This window comes from Acidimicrobiales bacterium, from assembly GCA_036399815.1.
In the GTDB taxonomy this organism is placed as follows: domain Bacteria; phylum Actinomycetota; class Acidimicrobiia; order Acidimicrobiales; family DASWMK01; genus DASWMK01.
Genome location: DASWMK010000132.1, coordinates 1 through 19,739, shown reverse-complemented (window position 1 = coordinate 19,739; position 19,739 = coordinate 1). Strand labels below are relative to the sequence as shown.

The 19,739-nt window shown below is 75.7% G+C and carries 20 protein-coding genes, 1 tRNA gene and 1 pseudogene; 17 read left to right on the top strand and 5 right to left on the bottom strand.

The features are described 5' to 3' along the window. From VGB14_09210 to VGB14_09160, 11 genes are all read left to right on the top strand, one after another. The coding region (locus VGB14_09210; GenBank protein ID HEX9993089.1) for a (2Fe-2S)-binding protein at positions 1-454 on the top strand (454 nt) is incomplete at its 5' end. Next, entirely contained in the window at positions 451-2,721 is a 2,271-nt protein-coding gene (locus VGB14_09205; protein ID HEX9993088.1) for a xanthine dehydrogenase family protein molybdopterin-binding subunit, read from the top strand. The genes VGB14_09210 and VGB14_09205, both read left to right, overlap by 4 nt. Before the next feature lie 81 nt (positions 2,722-2,802). After that, entirely contained in the window at positions 2,803-4,404 is a 1,602-nt protein-coding gene (locus tag VGB14_09200) for an amidohydrolase (GenBank protein ID HEX9993087.1), read from the top strand. Beyond that, positions 4,401-5,564 carry an ABC transporter ATP-binding protein gene (locus tag VGB14_09195; protein ID HEX9993086.1) on the top strand — a complete coding sequence of 388 codons (1,164 nt, stop codon included), beginning with the start codon at positions 4,401-4,403 and terminating at the stop codon, positions 5,562-5,564. The genes VGB14_09200 and VGB14_09195 overlap by 4 nt, the downstream gene beginning before the upstream one ends. Positions 5,565-5,577: 13 nt before the next feature. Next, positions 5,578-6,789, top strand: coding sequence for a spermidine/putrescine ABC transporter substrate-binding protein (locus tag VGB14_09190; GenBank protein HEX9993085.1), 1,212 nt, complete (start codon positions 5,578-5,580; stop codon positions 6,787-6,789). A gap of 1 nt (position 6,790) precedes the next feature. After that, the gene (locus VGB14_09185) at positions 6,791-7,747 is read left to right on the top strand and encodes an ABC transporter permease (protein HEX9993084.1); all 957 of its coding nucleotides are present in this window, start codon (positions 6,791-6,793) and stop codon (positions 7,745-7,747) included. Continuing rightward, positions 7,744-8,595 (top strand): ABC transporter permease, encoded by an 852-nt coding sequence (locus VGB14_09180; protein HEX9993083.1) that lies wholly within the window; start codon positions 7,744-7,746, stop codon positions 8,593-8,595. Before VGB14_09185 ends, VGB14_09180 begins: the two co-directional genes overlap by 4 nt. Positions 8,596-8,609: 14 nt before the next feature. Further along, complete coding sequence (locus tag VGB14_09175; GenBank protein HEX9993082.1) at positions 8,610-8,954, top strand: hypothetical protein; 345 nt, start codon at positions 8,610-8,612, stop codon at positions 8,952-8,954. Further along, a complete protein-coding gene (gene speB / locus VGB14_09170) occupies positions 8,951-9,913 on the top strand; it encodes an agmatinase (GenBank protein ID HEX9993081.1) in 963 nt (320 codons plus the stop codon). The genes VGB14_09175 and speB overlap by 4 nt, the downstream gene beginning before the upstream one ends. A gap of 10 nt (positions 9,914-9,923) precedes the next feature. Beyond that, positions 9,924-10,850 carry a D-isomer specific 2-hydroxyacid dehydrogenase family protein gene (locus tag VGB14_09165; GenBank protein ID HEX9993080.1) on the top strand — a complete coding sequence of 309 codons (927 nt, stop codon included), beginning with the start codon at positions 9,924-9,926 and terminating at the stop codon, positions 10,848-10,850. A 7-nt stretch (positions 10,851-10,857) separates the two neighbouring features. Then, positions 10,858-11,424, top strand: coding sequence for a DUF2087 domain-containing protein (locus VGB14_09160; GenBank protein ID HEX9993079.1), 567 nt, complete (start codon positions 10,858-10,860; stop codon positions 11,422-11,424). Here the strand turns inward: VGB14_09160 and VGB14_09155 are convergent. Continuing rightward, positions 11,414-11,848 carry a GNAT family N-acetyltransferase gene (locus VGB14_09155; GenBank protein ID HEX9993078.1) on the bottom strand — a complete coding sequence of 145 codons (435 nt, stop codon included), beginning with the start codon at positions 11,846-11,848 and terminating at the stop codon, positions 11,414-11,416. The two genes, VGB14_09160 and VGB14_09155, sit on opposite strands and share 11 nt — an antisense overlap. Beyond that, positions 11,841-12,806: a PHB depolymerase family esterase gene (locus VGB14_09150; protein HEX9993077.1), complete on the bottom strand. Its 966-nt coding sequence runs from the start codon at positions 12,804-12,806 to the stop codon at positions 11,841-11,843. The genes VGB14_09155 and VGB14_09150 overlap by 8 nt, the downstream gene beginning before the upstream one ends. 144 nt (positions 12,807-12,950) lie before the next feature. Here VGB14_09150 and VGB14_09145 point away from each other — a divergent pair, with 144 nt between their 5' ends. After that, positions 12,951-14,156, top strand: coding sequence for an acyltransferase (locus VGB14_09145; GenBank protein HEX9993076.1), 1,206 nt, complete (start codon positions 12,951-12,953; stop codon positions 14,154-14,156). A gap of 22 nt (positions 14,157-14,178) precedes the next feature. Further along, a pseudogene (locus VGB14_09140) lies at positions 14,179-14,745 on the top strand (DnaJ domain-containing protein). On the opposite strand, the gene VGB14_09135 reads toward VGB14_09140, so the two are convergent. Further along, entirely contained in the window at positions 14,735-15,508 is a 774-nt protein-coding gene (locus tag VGB14_09135) for a VOC family protein (GenBank protein ID HEX9993075.1), read from the bottom strand. The pseudogene VGB14_09140 and the gene VGB14_09135 sit on opposite strands and share 11 nt — an antisense overlap. 41 nt (positions 15,509-15,549) lie before the next feature. Between VGB14_09135 and VGB14_09130 the strand changes: the two genes are divergently transcribed. From VGB14_09130 to VGB14_09115, 4 genes are all read left to right on the top strand, one after another. Further along, positions 15,550-15,924 carry a VOC family protein gene (locus VGB14_09130; GenBank protein HEX9993074.1) on the top strand — a complete coding sequence of 125 codons (375 nt, stop codon included), beginning with the start codon at positions 15,550-15,552 and terminating at the stop codon, positions 15,922-15,924. Positions 15,925-15,926: 2 nt separating this feature from the next. Further along, complete coding sequence (locus VGB14_09125; protein ID HEX9993073.1) at positions 15,927-17,321, top strand: amidase family protein; 1,395 nt, start codon at positions 15,927-15,929, stop codon at positions 17,319-17,321. A gap of 100 nt (positions 17,322-17,421) precedes the next feature. Beyond that, positions 17,422-18,084, top strand: coding sequence for an acetoacetate decarboxylase family protein (locus VGB14_09120; GenBank protein HEX9993072.1), 663 nt, complete (start codon positions 17,422-17,424; stop codon positions 18,082-18,084). Between the two features lie 22 nt (positions 18,085-18,106). Beyond that, positions 18,107-18,180, top strand: a tRNA-Val gene (locus VGB14_09115). Positions 18,181-18,197: 17 nt separating this feature from the next. On the opposite strand, the gene VGB14_09110 is transcribed toward VGB14_09115, so the two are convergent. Beyond that, positions 18,198-19,298: a hypothetical protein gene (locus VGB14_09110; protein HEX9993071.1), complete on the bottom strand. Its 1,101-nt coding sequence runs from the start codon at positions 19,296-19,298 to the stop codon at positions 18,198-18,200. Next, a partial coding sequence (locus VGB14_09105; protein ID HEX9993070.1) for a signal peptidase I occupies positions 19,279-19,739 on the bottom strand: 461 nt, incomplete at its 5' end. The genes VGB14_09105 and VGB14_09110, both read right to left, overlap by 20 nt.

Genomic DNA, 19,739 nt, shown 5'->3' with positions numbered 1-19,739 from the left:
GGCGCCGGGGGACGGCGAGGTGACGGCGACGGTCAACGGCCGGGAGGTGACGGCCGGCGGCGCCACCGGCAGAACCCTGCTCGACTGGCTGCGCGACGCCGGGCTCACCGGCGCCAAGGAGGGGTGCGCGGAGGGCGAGTGCGGCGCCTGCACGGTCACCCTGGACGGGCAGGCCGTGCTCGCCTGCCTGGTGCCGGCCCCGGCGGCCCACGGCGCCACCGTCGGGACCATCGAGGGCCTCGACCACCCGCTCCAGCAGGCGTTCGTGGACTGCGGCGCCGTCCAGTGCGGGTTCTGCATCCCCGGCTTCCTGGTGGCCGGGGCCGCCCTGCTCGACTCCTGCCCGGCGCCCGACCGGGACGAGGTGGCCCGCGGCCTGGCCGGCAACCTGTGCCGCTGCACGGGCTACTACCCGATGTTCGACGCGGTCGCCGCCCTGGCCGAGCGGCGATGACCGTCGGCGCCCCGCTGCCCCGGCCCGACGCCGCCGCCAAGGTCACCGGCGAGGCCGCCTACCCGGCCGACCTGTGCCCCGAGGGCGCCCTGCACGCCAAGGTCGTGTTCAGCGACGAGCCCCACGCTCGCATGCGCTCGATGGACACGTCGGCGGCGCTCGCCGTCCCCGGCGTGGTCGCCGTGCTCACCGCCGCGGACGTGCCCGTCAACGAGTACGGCCTCACCATGTTCGACCAGCCGGTCCTCGTCGGGCCGGGCGGCGGTGGCGGGGGCAGCACGGTCCCCGGCGACGTCAGCCGGTGGGAGGCGGACCACGTCGCCGTGGTGGTGGCGGAGACGGCCGAGGCCGCGGCGACGGCGGCCGGCCTGATCGAGATGGACTGGGAGCGGCTGCCGGTCGTCGCCGACCTGGAGACCGCCCTCCGCGACGAGGTGCTGCTCCACCCCGAGCGGAGCGACTCGAACGCCTACCACCGCTACCGGATCCGCAAGGGCGACGTCGCCGCCGGCTGGGCGGCGGCCGACGTCGTCGTGGAGGGCCGGTACGTCGTGCCCTACCAGGAGCACGCCTACCTCCAGCCCGAGGCCGGCTTCGCCTACGTGGACGAGCAGGGACGGGTGACGGTCGTGTGCGCCGGGCAGTGGGCCCACGAGGACCGCGAGCAGATCGCCCACGCGCTCGACCTCCCCGCCGAGCAGGTCCGGGTGATCTACCCGGCCATCGGCGGCGCCTTCGGCGGCCGCGAGGACATGTCGATCCAGATCGTCCTCGCGCTCGCCGCCTGGCGGCTGCACCAGGCCGGCGACGACCGGCCCGTGTTCACCCGGTGGTCGCGGGAGGAGTCGATCGTCGGGCACCACAAGCGCCACACCGGCGTCGTCCACGCCCGGCTGGGCGCCACCCGCGACGGGCGGGTCACGGTCGTCGAGGCCGACTGCCTGCTCGACGCCGGCGGCTACAACTACACGTCCAACAAGGTGCTCGGGAACCTGCACCTCACCGTCGCCGGGCCCTACGACGTGCCCAACGCCCGCATCGACAGCGCGGCCGTCTACACCAACAACGTCCCCGGCGGCGCCTTCCGGGGGTTCGGGGCGCCGCAGGGCGCGTTCGTGGCCGAGACCCAGATGAACAAGCTGGCCGCCGCGCTCGGCATGGACCCGGTGGAGCTGCGGCGCCGCAACGTGCTGCGGGAGGGCGACGTCGGCATCAGCCACGTCCCGATGCCGCCGGGCTGCACGATCGCCGAGGTCGTCGACGCGTGCGCGGGCGCGGCCGGGTGGGGCGGGCCGCTGCCCGACCGGCCCCCGGTGCGGCCGATCGCCTCGCTGCCGCCCGAGCCGGGCGCGCTGCGGCGGGGGCGGGGCTTCGCGTGCGCGTTCAAGAACGTCGGGTTCGCCTACGGGTTCCCGGAGCGCTGCGAGGCCACCGTCGTGCTCCACGGCGACGGCGACGAGCCCGACTCGGCCGAGCTGTTCCACGCCGCCGCCGAGGTCGGCCAGGGCACGCACGCCGCCATCCGCCAGATGGCGGCCGAGGCCACCGGCCTGCCCGTCGACCGGGTGCGGTGCCACTTCTCGGACACGGCCACCTCGGGCGACTCGGGCAGCGCCTCGGCCTCCCGCCTCACGTTCATGGCCGGCAACTCGGTGCTCGGGGCGGCCGCGGAGGCCGAGAAGCGGTGGCGGGAGGGCGACCGGCCGGCCGTCGGCCACGTCCGCTTCACGCCCAGGCAGACCGAGCCGTTCGACCCGGAGACGGGCCGGGCCGACGGCAACATCACGTTCGGGTACGTCGCGCAGGCGGTGGATGTCACCGTGGACGTCGAGACCGGCCACGTCGTCGTCCACGAGGTGGTGAACGCCGGCGACGTGGGCCGGGCGATCAACCCGAAGCTGGTCGAGGGCCAGGTGCAGGGCGGCGTGGTGCAGGCCTACGGGTACGCGGTCACCGAGCACCTCCGGGTCGAGGCGGCCAGGGTGCTGAACCCCCGCCTGTCGACCTACCTGATCCCCGGCATCGGCGACGTGCCCGACCGGGTCGAGAGCGTGGTGCTCGAGATCCCCGACCCGCAGGGGCCGTGGGGGGCGCGGGGGATGGCCGAGATGCCGATGATCCCGCTGGCCCCGGCCGTCGTCGCCGCCCTCCACGACGCCACCGGCGTGTGGTTCGACCGGTTCCCGCTGACCCCCGACCTGGTGCGGGCCGGGCTGCGCGCCGCCGGTGCGAACTCGGCCACGAACGGCCCGGCCGGCGAGCGATAGCGAGGCAAAAGGGCACCGGCACGACGAGATCGCTTGCCGTCCACCCGCACGCTCTGCGAATCTGCTGGGATTCCGGGGCGCATGATCTTCACGGGTGGGACCATCCTGACCGGCGACCCGGGCCGCCCCCGCGCCGAGGCCGCGGCCGTCGACGGCGGGCGGGTGGTCGCGCTGGACGGCGAGGCGCTCGAGCGGCGCGACGGCGCCACCGAGGTCGTGGACCTGGCCGGCGGCTGCCTGGTGGCCGGGTTCCACGACGGCCACATCCACCCGCTGTACGGCGGCACCGAGCTCGGCGACGCGCCGATCGGCGGGTCGGCCTCGGTGGACGAGGTGCTCGACCGGCTGCGCGCGTACGCGGCGGCCAACCCGGGCAAGGCCTGGGTCACCGGCGGCGGCTACGAGCCTTCGCTCCTGCCCGGCGGCAACGGCGACGCCGAGGTGCTCGACCGGGCCGTGCCCGACCGGCCGGCGCTGATCTGGGCGACCGACCACCACACGGCCTGGGCCAACTCGGCCGCGCTGGCCGCCGCCGGCATCGACGAGCGGACGCCCGACCCGCCGGCCGGCACGATCGTCCGCCGGGCCGACGGCCGGCCGCTCGGCGCGCTGCTCGAGTCGGCGGCCGAGCTGGTGGCCCAGCTCGTCCCGGCGCCGACGGCGGCGGAGAAGGGCGACGGGCTCGGCCGGGCGCTGCCGCTCATGGCCGCGGCCGGCATCACGTGGGCCCAGGAGGCGGCCCTCGCCCCCGACGACCTCGGCGTCTACCTCGACCTCGCCGCCACCGGCCGGCTGACCTGCCGGGTGAACGTCGCCTTCCGGTCCTCGCCGTCCCGCTGGCGGGACCAGCTGGCGCCGTTCGCCGCCGCCAGGGCGAGGGCGGCGGACGAGGGCGGCGACCTCGTGACCGCCCGCACGGTCAAGTTCTTCGCCGACGGCGTGGTCGAGGCGGGCACGGCGGCGATGCTCGAGCCCTACGAGGACGCGCCCCACTCGTGCGGCCTGCCGAACTGGCCGGCCGAGGAGCTGGCCGAGGCCGTCGCCGCCTTCGACGCCGCCGGCTTCCAGGTCCACGTCCACGCCATCGGCGACGGCGGCATCCGGGCCGCGCTCGACGCCGTCGAGCACGCCGCCGCCCGCAACGGCCCCCGCGACCGCCGGCCGGTGATCGCCCACACCCAGGTGGTGCACCCCGACGACCTGCCGCGGTTCGCGAAGCTGGGCGTCATCGCCAACTTCGAGCCCCTGTGGGCCCAGCTCGACCCGGTCATGGTCGACCTCACCGAGCCCCGCCTCGGCGCCGAGCGCAGCCGCTGGCAGTACCCGATCGGCGCCATCGCCCGGTCGGGCGCCACCGTCGGCTTCGGCAGCGACTGGCCGGTGTCGTCGCTCGTGCCGACCGAGGGCATGGCCGTCGCCGTCACCCGGCGGACGCCGGACGGCGTGCCCCCCGACGGGTGGCTGCCCGAGCAGCGGGTCACGTCCGACCTCGCCGTCGCCGCCTACACGGCCGCCGGCGCCTGGCAGGCCTTCGCCGAGGCCGACGCCGGTGCCGTCACCCCCGGCCGGCGGGCCGACCTCTGCCTGCTGGCCGACGACCCGACCACGGTGGGGGAGGGCGACCTCGCCGGCCTGCCCGTGCTCGGCACCTGGCTCGGCGGGCGGGAGGTGTTCCGGCGGTGACGGCGGCGACGGGCGCGAACGGCGCCGGCACCGTCGACCTCGAGTCGGTCACCAAGCGCTTCGGCTCGGTGGTCGCCGTCGACGACCTCACCCTGCACATCGAGGCCGGCGAGTTCCTGTCCCTGCTCGGCCCGAGCGGCTGCGGCAAGACCACGACCCTGCGGATGCTGGCCGGGTTCGAGGACCCCGACGCCGGCGTCGTCCGCCTGTCGGGCCGGGACATCACCCGCGTGCCCGCCTACCGCCGCGACGTCAACACCGTGTTCCAGCACTACGCCCTGTTCCCGCACATGAGCGTGGCCGAGAACGTGGCCTACGGCCTCCGCCAGAAGGGCGTGGACAAGGGCGACGTCCGCCGCCGGGTGGGCGACGCGCTGGAGATGGTGAAGATGACGAGGTACGCGCGCCGCAAGCCCCGCCAGCTGTCCGGCGGCCAGCAGCAGCGGGTGGCGCTGGCCAGGGCCCTCGTCAACCGGCCGGCCGTCCTCCTGCTCGACGAGCCCCTCGGCGCCCTCGACCGCAAGCTCCGCCAGGAGATGCAGATCGAGCTCAAGCTCATCCAGACCAGCGTGGGCACGACGTTCGTCTACGTCACCCACGACCAGGAGGAGGCCCTGTCGATGTCGGACCGCATCGCGGTCATGCTCGACGGGCGCATCGAGCAGCTGGGCACGCCCGAGGAGGTGTACGACCGGCCGGCGTCGGCGTTCGTCGCCGGCTTCATCGGCCAGCAGAACTTCCTCGTGGGCACGGCGACGGCCGACGGCAGCGGCCTCGAGGCCGACGGTTGCCGGGTCGCCGCCGGGCGGGTGGCCGCCGACGTCGCCGCCGGCCAGGCCGCCATCGCCGCGGTGCGCCCCGAGTACGTGCAGGTCGCGGACACCGACCCGGGGGCGGCCACGAACGTGCTGAAGGGCACGCTGGCCGGCACCGCCCACCTCGGCGAGCTCGTCCAGTACGTCGTCACCACCCCGGCCGGGGCCGAGGTCATCAGCCGCCAGCCGAGGGCCAGCGCGCCCCGGCTGGCCGTCGGCGAGCCCGTCTGGTGCTCGTGGGACGCGGCCGATGCCCACCTGTTCGGCGCCGGCCAGCGCCATCTCGTCCTGCCCGACCCCGGCGAACCGTCGCCGACCACCGAGCCGACCGCCGCCCCTGCGTAGGAGGAGCGCCGCCATGCCGAACCGCCCCCGCCCCGACCGCCCGATCCGCCTGCTCGTCCCGCCGTCGGTCGCCCAGCGGCTGATCACCAGGCGCCGGTTCCTGACGATGGGCGGGGCCGGTATGGCCGCCGTCGGCCTCGGCCTCGCCGGCTGCGGCGGCGACGACGACGAGGCCCCCGTCGGCGCCGGCGGCACCAGCTCGACCGGCGGCACGGGCACGAGCGCGGCCGAGATCGAGGATGCGCTGTCGATCTACACGTGGGCCGAGTACCAGTCCGAGGACAACGTCGCCACGTTCGAGGACGAGAACGGGCTGACGATCTCCCTCGACATCTTCGACTCGAACGAGGCGGCCATCGCCAAGCTCGAGCTCCAGGGCGGCTCGGCCGGCTACGACATCGTCGTGCCGACGGGCACGTTCATCCCCCAGATGGTCGAGAAGGGGCTCCTCCAGAAGCTCGACAAGTCGAAGATCCCGAACTTCGAGAACCTCGACCCGGCCTTCCTCGACCAGCCGTGGGACCCGGGCAACGAGTACTCGGTGGTGAAGGACTGGGGCTCGACCGGCTACGTGTACGACACGAGCGTGATCGGCGAGGAGCTCACCGACTGGGCGGACTTCTTCCGCGCCGCGGCGATGGACGGGGTGAGCGGCAAGGTCGCCGTGCTCGCCTCGCCGGGCGACGTGACCGGCATGGTCTTCTGGCGGGAGGGCATCGACTGGAACACCACCAACCCGGAGGACCTCGACCTCGCCGAGCAGGTGATCCTCGAGGAGCTGGTGCCCCACATCAAGGCGTTCGACTCGTACCCGGTCGAGGGGCTGCTCGGCGGGTCCTTCACGCTCGCCCAGATGTTCAACGGCGACGCCCGGTCGGTGATCATCGAGGACCCCGAGAAGTTCCGGTGGGTGCTCGGCGCGCCGAAGACCGAGCTGTGGGTCGACACCTGGGCCATCGTCGCCGACGCCCCCCACCCCGAGGCCGCCCACGCCTGGATCAACTTCATCCTCGACCCCGAGGTGTCGGCCGCCGAGGTCGACTGGCACGGCTACAACACGGCCGTCGTCGGCGTGCAGGACTTCCTCCCCGACGACCTCGAGGCGCCCGAGATCATCTTCTTCACCGACGAGGAGAAGGCCAGGCTGGTGCCCGGCGAGGTCAACGAGGCCCAGGACCGCATCGTCGAGATCTTCAACAGGGCGCAGGCCGCCGCCGGCGGCTGAGGTGGCTGCCACCCGCCGGCGGGGCCGCCTGCCGCGCTCGGTCCTCGCCCTGCCGTCGTGGGCGTGGTACCTGCTGTTCTTCGTCGTCCCGCTGTCGGTGATCGGCTGGTACAGCCTCGGCTACAAGCCGCCGGTCACCGCCGGCAAGGCCATCGGCCTCGACCGCCTGTCGTTCGACAACTACGCCGACACGGTCAGCGACACGTTCCTCGACACGTTCACGGCGACCATGCGGACCTCGATCACCGGCACGGTCCTGTGCCTCCTGGCCGGGTTCCCGATCGCCTACCACCTGGCCACGCGGGTGAGCCCCCGGTGGCGGGGGCTGCTGCTCGGGCTCGTGATCGTGCCGTTCTGGACGTCGTTCCTGCTGCGGACGTTCGCCTGGCGGATCATCCTGTCGCCCAACGGCGTCGTGTCGACCACGCTCCAGGACTGGCACGTGCTCGGCGGGCCCATCGACATCCTGGACACCCGCTCGGCCGTCCAGCTCGGCGTGCTCTACAACTACCTCCCGCTCATGATCTTCCCGCTGTTCGTCGCCCTCGACCGGCTCGACCCGGCGCTTCGGGAGGCGAGCAAGGACCTCGGGGCCGGGCGGTGGCGCACGTTCACCCAGGTGACCCTGCCCCTCGCCGCGCCCGGCATGGTCGCCGGCCTGCTGCTCGTGTTCATCCCGCTGTCGGGCGAGTACGTGACCCCGTCGATCCTCGGCGGGGCCAAGGGGCTGATGGCCGGCAACCTCGTCGCCAGCCAGTTCTTCTCGGCCCAGAACTGGGCGCTCGGCTCGGCGATGGCCATCGTGCTGATCGGGCTGATCCTCGCCGCGATCGTCGTGTTCGGCGCCGCCGGCCTGCTGCTGCGGGAGGTGGCGAGGCGCCGGCGCCGGGTCGACGTGCCCGACGGGCCGGCCGCCCCGGCCGCGGCCCGCCCCGTCGCCGCCGGGGTGCCGGCGTGAGCGGGTTCGTCGCCGGCCGGCGCCGGCGCCGGTTCGACGGCGTGGCCGTCGGGCTGCGGGCCTACGCCCTCGTCCTGTTCGTGTTCCTGTACCTGCCGATCGTGTTCGTCGTCGTCTACTCGTTCAACGACGGGCGGCGGCTGCTGATCTGGAACGGGTTCAGCGCCCGCTGGTACGAGCGGGCCCTCGACAGCAACACCATCCAGAGCGCGGTGCAGACCTCGGTGAAGGTGGCGGCGCTGAACGCGGTGGTGGCCATCGTGCTCGGGTCGCTGGCCGGCATCGCCCTGGCCCGCCGGCCGGGGCGGTGGACGACGCCGTTCCTCGCCCTCGTGTTCCTGATCCTCGTCACGCCGGAGATCGTCGACGCCATCGCCTACCTGATCTTCTTCGTGCGCATCGAGATGAACGAGACCCTGGCCCGGCTCGTGATCGGCCACTCGGTGTTCGGGTCGGCCGTCGTGACGCTGATCGTGCGGGCCCGGCTGTCCGGCATCGACGAGTCGCTCGAGGAGGCGGCCGCCGACCTGGGCGCCCCGCCCACGCGGGTGTTCCGCCAGATCACGCTCCCGCTGATGATGCCGGCCGTGCTGGCCGGCGGGCTGCTGGCGTTCACGTTCAGCCTGGACGACGTGATCGTGTCGTCGTTCGTGAGCTCGGCCGGCACGTTCACCCTGCCCGTGTACATCTTCTCGTCGCTGCGGACGGGGCTGAAGGGCGACGTCGCCGCCATCTCCACGCTCATGCTCCTGCTGACCCTCGTCGCCATCGCCGTCGCCGCCCTCGTGCTGCGCCGCGGCGGCGACACCACCGAGGACATCACCGCCACCCTGACGGGCGGCGGCTGACGGTGGGCCCGTTCGTGCTCCTCGCCGGGCTGCTCGCGCAGTTCGCCGTCCACCCGACCGGGCAGGTCGACGCCACCGGCGACGCCCGCGTCACCGGGAAGATGCGGTGCTCGGAGCCGGCCCACGCCATCGTCGAGATCGAGCTGAGCCAGGAGATCCACGGGCGGGTGCTCACCGTGGTCGACTTCGTGGAGTTCGAGTGCGGGCCGGACGCCAAGAGCTGGCGGGTCGTGCTGCGCACCGGGCGGGCCGGCTTCCGGCCCGGGCCGGCGTTCGTCGAGGCCTTCGGCGAGGCGTCCACCCCGGACGAGGCCGTCGGCCGCACGGTGAACCAGCCGGTCGAGCTGGAGCGGCCGTGACCCGCATCGGGGCCATGTACGGGCCGAGGGTGACGTTCAACGGCGTGCCCGAGTGCGACCTGGCCGACCCGTCCTCGTTCGAGGGGGCCGACGTGGTCGTGGTCGGCGCCCCCTTCGACGGCGGCACGTCGCACCGGCCCGGCACCCGGTTCGGGCCCCAGGCCATCCGCACCACCGACTACCTCGGCTACGGCGAGGGCCGGCCCCACCTCGCCCTGCACGTCGACCCGTTCGAGGCCCTGCGCATCGTCGACGCCGGCGACGTGCTCATGCTCCCCGGCGAGATCGAGCCGGCCCTGGCCCGGCTGGAGGACGCCGTCGCCACCGTCGCGGCCGCCGGGGCCGTGCCCGTCGTGCTCGGCGGCGACCACACGATCGCCCTGCCCGACGTCACCGGCGTGGCCCGCCACCTCGGCTTCGGCCGCGTGTCGGTGGTCCACTTCGACGCCCACGCCGACACCGGCGACACCCAGTTCGGCTCGCTGCTCGGCCACGGCACGCCCATGCGGCGGCTGATCGAGTCGGGCGCGGCGCGCGGCGACCGGTTCCTCCAGATCGGCCTGCGGGGCTACTGGCCCGGCCCGGAGACCCTCGCCTGGATGGCCGAGCAGCGCATGCGCAGCTACGAGATGAGCGAGGTGGTGGGCAGGGGCCTCGACACGGTCCTCGACGAGGCGTTCGCCATCGCCACCGACGGGTGCGACGGCGTGTTCCTGTCCGTCGACGTGGACGTCGTCGACCCGGGCATGGCGCCGGGGACGGGCACGCCCGAGCCCGGCGGGCTGACCAGCCGCCAGCTCCTCGACGCCGTCCGCCGCTGCGCGCTGGAGCTGCCGCTCGCCGGCATGGACGTGGTCGAGCTGTCGCCGCCCTACGACGGGCCCGGCGAGGTGACGGCCTACCTGGCCAACCGGGTCGTGCTGGAGGCGCTCTCCGGGATGGCCGCCCGGCGGCGCTAGCTTCCGGCGGGTGCCCGCCCGCGTCGCCCTGCTGCCCGCCGGTGAGCGGCCCTGGCTGGCGGAGGCCATCGAGGCCGGCGGCGGCGAGGTGGTCGACTCGGCCGCCGCCGAGGGGCTCGTGTGGGCCACGCCCGGCGACGCCGACGGCCTCGCCGCGGCCCTGGCGGCCGCCCCGTCGGTCCGGTGGGTGCAGCTGCCGTGGGCCGGGGTGGAGCCGTTCGCCGGGCTGCTGGCCGACGAGGCGGCGGCCGGCGAGCGGGTGTGGGCGAGCGGCAAGGGCGTGTACGCCGAGCCGGTGGCCGAGATGGCCCTCGCCCTCGGCCTCGCCGGGCTGCGCAACGTGGCCGGGTACGCCAGGGCGACCTCGTGGGGCCCGCCCGAGGGGACCATGCTCCACGGCGCCAGGGTGGCGGTCCTCGGCGGCGGCGGGATCACCGAGGTGCTGCTGCGGCTGCTGGCCCCGTTCGGCGCGTCGGTGACGGTCGTGCGTCGGCGGCCGGCGCCCATGGACGGCGCCACCCGGGTGGTCGGCGCCGACCGGCTCACCGCCGCGCTGACCGGCGCCGACCTCGTCGTGCTGGCCCTCGCGCTCACGAAGGAGACGGTCGGGGTCATCGGGGCCGAGCAGTTCGAGCTGATGGAGCCGCACGCCTGGCTGGTCAACGTGGCCAGGGGCCGCCACGTCGTCACCGACGACCTCGTCGTCGCCCTGCGCAAGGGCGACATCGGCGGCGCCGCCCTCGACGTCACCGACCCCGAGCCGCTGCCCGCCGACCACCCGCTCTGGGCGTTCCCGAACTGCGTGATCACCCCGCACGTCGGCAACACGCCGGAGATGGCGGTGCCGCTGCTCTCGGCCAGGGTCACCGAGAACGTGCGGCGGTGGGCGGCCGGGGAGCCGCTCGTCGGCCTGATCGACCTCGCCCTGGGGTACTGAGGCGGGCATGGCCTGGGCTGGCGGCGAGCCGCTCCTGACCGCCGGCGAGCTGGCCGGGCTGCTCGCCGAGGAGGACCGCCTGCGGGCCGTCGCCGCCCTCGTGCTGGGGGCGACGACGATGTCCGAGGTGGCCTCGGCGGCCGGGCTGGAGCCCAGGGTGGCGGGCAGGGCGCTGGCCCGCCTCGTCGACGCCGGCCTGGTCGTCCGGGACAAGACGGGCGAGCACTACGTCGTCGTCGAGGCGTTCCGCCAGGCGGCCAGGGCGGCCGCGCCGGCCGAGCCGCCCGACGAGCACCCCGACGCCCCGCCCGACGCGGCGAGGGTGCTGCGGGCCTTCGTGCGGGGCGGGCGGCTCCTGTCGATCCCGGCGGCCAAGGCCAAGCGCCAGGTCATCCTCGACCTGCTGGCCCAGGAGTTCGAGCCCGGCCGCCGCTACACCGAGCGCCAGGTCAACGCCATGCTCGTGCGCTGGCACCCCGACACGGCCGCCCTCCGCCGCTACCTCGTCGACGACGGCTTCATGGAGCGCGAGGCCGGCGAGTACTGGCGCGCCGGCGGCACGTTCACGCCCTGAGCCGCATCGGGACGTGGAGGATGCCGGCGTCGTCGAAGGGCGGGCCGGTGACCTCGAAGCCGAAGCGCTCGTACCAGCCGACGAGGGTCTCCTGGGCGTCGAGCACGACCGGCCGGTCGGCGACGCCGAGCGCGGCCTCGACCAGCCGGGCGGCCAGGCCGGCGCGCCGGGCCGCCGGTGCCGTCGCCACCCGCCCGATCCGGCTGCCGCCGCCCGGCTCGGCCACCACCCTGGCCACCGCCACCGGCGCGCCGGCCCCGCCCTCGACCCACAGGTGCCACGTCGACGGCTCGGTGTCCCGGCCGTCGAGGTCCTCGAACAGGCTGGCCTGCTCCAGCACGAACACGGCCGCCCGCAGGCGCAGCAGCCCGTAGAGCGTCGCCGGGTCGAGGTCGGCGAAGCGGGCCAGGCGGACCTCAGGCAATGCCGAACGCCTGGAGGATGACGGCGGTGGCGTCGACGGGCGCCGGCCGGGGGGCGACGTCGGTCGGCACGTCGCGGGGCCACCAGTGCTCCCACCCGGCGATCCGGTAGAGGGCGACCCCCTGCGGGTGGGCGCACCCCGTCCACCGCAGGTGCACGACGCCGGGCGCCACCTGGAGGCGGGCCGGCACGGGGCCGCAGCCGTCCCGCTCGGCCCATTCGGCCACCGACTCGACCACCGGCCGGGCGTGGAGCAGGCCGTGGAGCACCGGCCCGCCGGCGAGGGGGACGGTGGCGTCCGCGGTCCCGTGGAAGGCCACGACCGGCAGCCCCGTCGGCCACTTGCACCCCGCCTCGAGGTTGGCCCCGGCGACGAGCGCGATCCCGGCCAGCCGGGCGCCCATCGAGCAGGCCAGGACCGTCGCCATCCCCGCCCCGTTCGAGAAGCCGGCGACCACCACCCGCCCACGGTCGACGCACACGGTGCCGGCCACCCGGTCGAGCAGGTCGGCCAGGAAGGCGACGTCGTCGGGGCCGGGGAGGATGCCGGGGAGCGACCACCGGCTCGGCGACCCCGCCCCCTGAGGGGTGACGACGACGGCGCCGGCCGCCGTGCCGGCCGACTCCATGCCGCTCCTCGCGGCCACGACGGCGGCCGAGGACGTGTAGCCGTGGAGCACGAGGACGAGCGGGGCCGGGGTGGACGGCGCCGCCGACGGCGGTACGGCCAGCCGGTAGGTGCGGTCGTGGCCGCCGGAGCGCAGGTGGCGCACGGTGACGCCGGGCCGGGGGAGCGGGGCGCCGGGGCGGCAGGCCGGGCTCGGGCCGCTGGCGGCGGCGGCCGGGGCGGCCGGCCACCGGGACCCGGCGCCGGCCGAGCCCGTCCCCGTGGGCGCGGCGGAGAAGGTGGCCGCCACCACCAGCGCCACACCGAGCAGCCGCGTCGCGGCGCGCGACACCGTGCGGGGCCTCCGGCCCCTCGCCCGCATCCTCCCGTTGCCTCCCGGCCCCAGTATCGGCCATGGCCGGCCCATGCGTGAGCGGGTCGGGGACGCGGGTAGGGCACCGTCACACGACCGTCACGGACGATCCGGAAGGCCCCGTTGCACCCCGTCGCCACGATCACCGACGAGCTCCGCTCCACCACGACCTTCCGTGCCCTCGACGGGCTGCGGGGCGTGGCCGTCGCAGCCGTCATCGGCTTCCACCTGTACCGCTTCGCCGTCATCGGCTGGACGGCGGGCGGCGCCGACGTCCCGGTGTGGGCGTGGCCGATCGGCCTCGGGCAGTTCGGGGTGGACGTGTTCTTCGTCCTGTCCGGGTTCCTCGTGGTCCGCAGCTGGTCGGCGCTGCGGCGCAGGCGGCCGGGGTGGGACGGGGTGAGGGAGTTCTTCCGGCGCCGGGCGCTGCGGATCCTGCCGGGGTTCCTCGTGGCCGTCGCCGTCCTCACCCCGCTGCTCGCCCCCCGTCTGCTGGCCCCCTCGCACTGGGGCGACCTGGCCCTGCTGGCCTCGACCCAGGGGTACTGGAAGCCGGGCCTCGTCCACGACGTGAACGTCGTGTTCTGGAGCCTCACCCCCGAGGTCGACTTCTACCTGCTGGTGCCGGTCGTGGCCGTCGTGCTCGCCGTGCGCCGGCGGTGGGCCCTGCTCGCCGTCGCCCTGGCCGTCAGCGTGGTCTGGCAGGGGTGGGGGCACGGCGAGCTGGCCGCCGGGGTGATCCTCGGCCGCATCGACCAGTTCGTCGCCGGCGCCGTCGTCGCCACCCTCTTCGCCGACCACCAGGCCGGCCGCCGCCACCCGGTGATCGACCTCGTGCGCCGGCCCGGCGCCGGCTGGGCGATGGCGCTCGGCATCGTCGCCCTGGGGACCGTCCTCGGCGCCGCCCTCGGCCCGCTGCCCACCGGCGACTGGATGGCGTTCGTCCACCCGGCGGCGTCGCTGCTGTTCGCCGGGATCGTCCTGCGCCTCGCCGTGGACGACGGCCCCCACCGCCTCGGCCACCCCGTCCTCCGCTACGCGGGCATGGTCAGCTACGGCGTCTACCTGTGGCACTACCGGGTGCTGTCGTTGGCGTTCTCGGTGACCGGCATCGTGCCCGGCGACGGGACGCCGGCGGCCGCCGTGGTCGTGGTCGCCCTGGCTGCCGTGGCCGCCTCGATGGCCGTCGGCACGGCGTCGTACCTGCTGGTCGAGCGGCCGTTCCTGCGCCACAAGCACGCCGCCGCGGCGTCGGGCCCGGCCGGCCCGGCCGGTGACGGCACCCCGCCCGAGGACGATCGTCGCCGGGCCCTCGCCGCCGTAGGGTGACGGGACGCCAACGCACTACCAGGTCCTCGGCGTCCCGCCCTCCGCCGCCCACGACGAGGTCCGCCGCGCCTACCACGCGAGGGCCAGGGCGCTGCACCCCGACCGCTTCGCCGGCGCGCCGGCGGACGAGGCGGCGAGGGCGGCCCGGGCCATGCAGGACGTCAACGAGGCCTGGCGGGTCCTCCGCGACCCGGCCAGGCGCCGGGCCTACGACCGGTCCCTCGCTCCAGCGCCGCCCCGGCCGGCACCCGCGCCCGCCCCGGCGGCCGACGAGGACGACGACCTCGTCGACGTCGCCCCGCCCGTCGGCCCCGGCTGGGCCCACGTCCTCCGCGGCATCCCCTGGGCCGTCCTGCTCGTCGTCCTCGGCGCCATGTTCGTGTTCACCGCCTACGCCTCGAGGGGCGGCGACGCCGGCCTCGTCGGGTCGTGCGTGGCGCTCCAGCGGTCGCCCGGGTCGACGGTCGTGTGCGGCACGCCGGGCGCCGGCCGGGTGAGCTCGGTGGTCGAGCCCGGCCGGGCCTGCCCGCCCGGCGCCACCCGGGTCCACTGGGACGAGGACGGCACGGGGGTCTGCGTCACCCGGTGAGCAGGAGCCGGGTGCCGACCGCGGCGTCCGGCGGCACCTCCCACCATCCCTCGCCGGCCGGCGCCGCGCCGGGCACGGCGGCCGGGTCGGGGACGGCGAACGCGAGGTGGTGCACCCGGCCGGGCCGGTCGCCCACCCAGGCGGCGACGTCGGGGTAGGCGGCCGCGTCGAGCAGGCGGACGGTGCCCCCGCCCGACCAGCGCAGGTCCAGCCAGCCAGGGCCGTCGGCCACCTCGTCGCCCCGGAGGACGCCGGCGAACAGGTGGGCGGCGGCCACCGGGTCGGCGACGGCGAGCGCCACCCGCAGCAGGCGGGCCGGGGCGGCGGCCGCCGGGGCCGGGAGGTCGGCCGGTGCCGGCGCGTCCCACCCGCCGGCGGCCTGGGCGAGCTGCACGACGACGCCGTGGGCCGCCTTCGGGTGCAGGAACGCCTCCTTCCACATGGGGTCGTCGACGTCGACGCCGACGACCGGGTAGCCGGCCGCCTCGGCCTCGGCGATGGCCGCCGCGAGGTCGGGGACCTTGAACGTGAGGTGGTGCGGGCCGGGGCCGTGGGCGTCGAGGAAGCGGCGGGCGAACCCCGGCCCGGCCGGGGCGAGCACCTCGACCTTCAGGTCGGCGAAGGCCAGCTGGCAGGCGTCGAAGTCGGCCATCCCGCCGCCTGCCACCCAGGCGCCGCCGAGGTCGCGCCGGAAGCGGGGCCAGGCGTCGCCCCAGCGCTCGACGGCGACGGCGACGTGGTCCAGGACGATCGGTGACGGCATCCGGCGAGTCTGCCCAGCGGAGCGCTCGCTAGCGTGGCCGCATGATCGAGGTGGAGGCCTTCGACCACCTGGTGCTCAACGTGGCGGACGTCGAGCGCTCGCTCGCCTGGTACCGCGACGTGCTCGGCCTGGCGCCCGAGCGGGTCGAGGAGTGGCGCAGGGGCGAGGCGCCGTTCCCGTCCGTGCGGGTCAGCGCCGGCACGGTCATCGACCTGATCGCCGGGGCCCGCTCCGGCGAGAACGTCGACCACCTGTGCCTCACCCTGGCCCCGGTCGACCTGGCCGAGCTGGCCGCCTCCGGCCGGTTCGAGGTGCTCGAGGGCCCCGTGCCCCGGTGGGGCGCCCGGGGGGTCGGCACGTCGCTCTACGTGCGCGACCCGGACGGCAACACCGTCGAGCTGCGCCACTACGGCTGAACGTGGAGCTCGCCCGGCTGGCGGCGTCCGTGCGCGCCGGCGAGGTGTCGGCGAGGGAGCTCGTCGGGGCCGCGCTGGCCCGCATCGAGGCCGTCGACGGGCGGCTCGGGGCGTTCGTCGCCGTCGACGGGGAGCGGGCGCTGGCCGAGGCGGCCGCCGTCGACGACCTCGTCGCCCGGGGCGAGCCGGTCGGGCCGCTGGCCGGCGTGCCGGTGGGCGTGAAGGACCTGGAGGACGCGGCCGGGTTCCGGACGTCCAGGGGGTCGCTGCTGCACCGGGACGACCCGGTGGCGTCGGCCGACTCGGTCGTCGTCGCCCGGCTGCGGGCGGCCGGGGCGGTGGTCGTCGGCAAGACCAACACCCCGGAGTTCGGGTTCTCGGCCGACACCGTGAACCGGGCCTTCCCGCCCAGCCGCAACCCGTGGGACGTGCGCCGCTCGCCGGGCGGGTCGTCGGGCGGGTCGGCGGCCGCCGTCGCCGCCGGGATGGTGCCGCTCGCCACGGGCTCCGACGGCGGCGGGTCGATCAGGATCCCGTCGGCGCTGTGCGGGCTGACCGGGCTGAAGCCGTCGCTCGGGCGGGTGCCGACCGGCGGTCGGCCGGCCGACTGGCCGTCGCTGTCGACGAGGGGGGTGATCGCCCGGACGGCGGCCGACGTGGCCGTGGCCTACGACGTCGTCGCCTGGCCGGAGCCGACCGACCTGCGGTCCCTGCCGGCGGTCGGGCCGCCGGGGTCGTGGTCGGCGGCCGTCGCCGGCACCGGCCCGCCCCGGGCGGTGGCGTGGTCGCCCACGTTGGGCTACGCCACCGTGGACCGGGAGGTGCTGGCGGTGTGCTCGGCGGCGGTCGAGCGCCTGGCCCGGGAGGGGGTCGAGGTCGTCGAGGTCGACCCCGTGTTCGAGGAGGACCCGGTGCGGGCGTGGCTGGCGCTCGTCGCCGTGTCGACCCTGCGGCGGCTGGAGGGCCGGCGGGGGAGCGACGACTGGGCGCTGCTCGACCCGTCCGTGTCCTGGGCCCTCGGGTGGGCGGCGGAGGAGGTGTCGGCGACCGACTTCGCGAGGGCCGAGGACGCCGGGCACCAGCTCAACCTGCGCCTGGTCGACGTCTTCCGGCGGGCGCCGCTGCTGCTCACCCCGGTCGTGGCCGGCCAGACGCCGGTGAGCGGCGGGCACGGCACGATCGACGGCGTCCCCGACCGCAACTGGGTGCGGTTCACGTACCCGTTCAACCTCACGAGGTCGCCGGCCGGCTCGGTGTGCGCGGGGCTCACGGCGGACGGCATGCCCGTCGGCCTCCAGGTGGTCGGCCCCCAGCACGCCGACCTCGAGGTGCTCGCCGCGCTGGCCTACGTCGAGGCGCTGCTGGCCCTCGACCTCACGCCGCCCCCGCTCGACTGACGGCCGTCCGGGCGGCGGGTCGCGCGGCCCGGTCGTGGCCGGCGGACCGCGGGCCGTGGGAACGTCCGGGCGCCGAGGCGGCCTCGCTACCTTGGGGGGCGTGGGGACGACGCCGCCTGCACCGTGGGTCCTCGGTGGGGAGTCGATCGTCGGCCTCGCCCGGTGGCGGGGCCCGGCCCCGCCGCTGCCGCCCGCGCTGCGGCCCGCGCCCGGCCCGTGGGTCGTCGCCGCCGTCCGCTACACCGGCTCGCCGGTCGGCCCCTACCTCGAGCTCGCCGTCGCCCAGCCGGCCAGGATCGGCCTGCGCCCGGGCTGGTGCGTCCAGGTGATGGTCGTCGACTCGCCCGCGTCGCGCATCGGCGGCCGCCTCCACTGGGGCCTGCCCAAGGAGCTCGGCACCCTCCGCTGGGACGAGGAGGGGCGGGAAGCGGCGGCGCTGACCTGGGAGGAGAAGGGCGTCGTCGTGCGCGGCCGCCCACTGCCCGGCCCGCCGCTGCCCTGGCTCGTGCCCGTGCGGGCGCTCCAGCAGCGGGGCGACGGGCCCGTCCACGTCCCCGGCCGCCTCCGAGGGACCGGCCGGCTGTCGACGGTCAGGGTCGAGGTCGACGAGCAGCGCGCCCCCGACCTCCTGCCCCTCGCCGGCCGCCACCCTGGCGTGCACGTGCGGGGGATGCAGATGATCCTGCGGGAGGCCAGGACGCCCACCGGCGTCGTCGCCGCCCTCCGCAACGCTCAGCGGGTGCCGAGAGCCGCGGTCTGGTGAGGCTGGTAGCCTGACCGGTCCCGGGCGCATGGCTCAGTTGGTTAGAGCGCAGCCTTCACACGGCTGAGGTCACAGGTTCGAGTCCTGTTGCGCCCACCGCTCCGGCGGCCCGCCTAGTTCACGTAGTAGGTGACGGTGAGGGTCGCGGCGTCGTGCTGGACGCGGCGAATGCCGCTGTTCACCCTCATGTAGAGCTTGAGGGTGAGGCTGTTGGCCATCGCGGGGGTGGTCACGCCCGTCAGGTCGATCACGTCGGTGTTGAAGACCGACCCGCTGCCGCAGTACGGCGCCACGGCGGACCCGTGGGTCCCGACGAGCGTCGTGCCGGCATAGGCCTCGAGCCAGTAGCAGGTCGAGACCGAGCCCTGGTCCCGGTAGGTGTGGGTGAACACGGCGTCGGTGACCGTCGCGTTCGTCGGGACCTCGCCGGCGAAGCCGAACTCGACGTACCGAGCGGTCGTGAACGTGTTCGACCAGTTGTTGGCGCTGGTGTACGTGGTCCCGTCGGCGGTGGGGAGGGGCCATCTGGTGACCGAGGCCGAGCCGGTGGCGGCGTCGGTCTCGAGCACCGGGAGCAGGACGTAGGGACCGACCGCGGTCGTGCCCGTGATCGTCACCTCGTCGAGGACGGCGCTGCTGCCGGACGTGTTGCGCCCGTAGATCCGCACGCGGAGGTCGTCGGCCACCGCCGTGGTCGTCACCTCGGTGATCTGGCTGGTGAGGGTCGTCGTCGTGGTGCCGGCGCACCCGAACGGCGACGCCGACGAGCCGCGGGTGGCGACGACCGCGGCCGTCGACCGGCGCCGGACCTCGACGTAGACACAGGTCGTCCCGGACGTGCTCCTGAACGTGAGGTGGAAGGTCGCGTCCGTGACGGCCACGCCGTCGGGGAGGACGTTGGCGAAGTCGGCCTCGTACCAGCGGTTCGTCGCGAAGGCCGTGCCCCAGTTGCCGGTCGTCGTCGTGCGGCCGTCCGACCCGGCGGACAGCGGCTCGCTGGCGTTGACCGGCGACCCCCCGCCCGAGGCGTCCTGGATGCTCCAGGCCGACCACGTGTGGGACCCGGGGAACACCTGCTTGGTGCCGATCGTCGTGCCCGCGGCCACCGATCGGTTGAAGAGCGCGTCGGCGACGCCGGTGCCGGCGACGATCAGCGCGCCGGCGACGGCCACGGCGACGGCGACCCGCCCCGTCCTACGTCGCCACCTGCGCACCTGGGAGCTCCCCCTCGGGTCGCTCCGGTCCGCCGGCCGGGGCCCAGATCCACACCAACGCGAGCAGCACCAGCGCCACGGGTGCCACCACCGTGAACGCCAGCCGGGGTGCCACGCTCCGCAACGCGGTCACCGCCGTCCCCGCCTTCGGGACGACCGCCCACACCCGCCAGGCCCGCTCGCCGTCGAGGCGGGCCAGCCAGGGGTCGTCGGCCTCGTTGGCGTCGCCCCGGGTGCGCACCACCGGGTGGTCGCCCGCCTCGACGACCTCGATCACGCGGTGGGTGACGACGGCGTGGTCGCCGATCGGCGACCGCAGGGTCAGCACGTCGCCCACCCGCACGGTCGTGACGGGCACGGGGACGGACACGGCCAGGGCGCCCGCCGGCATCCCCGGCGCCATGCTGTCGCTCAGCACGGGCAGCAGCTGGTAGCGGGCGG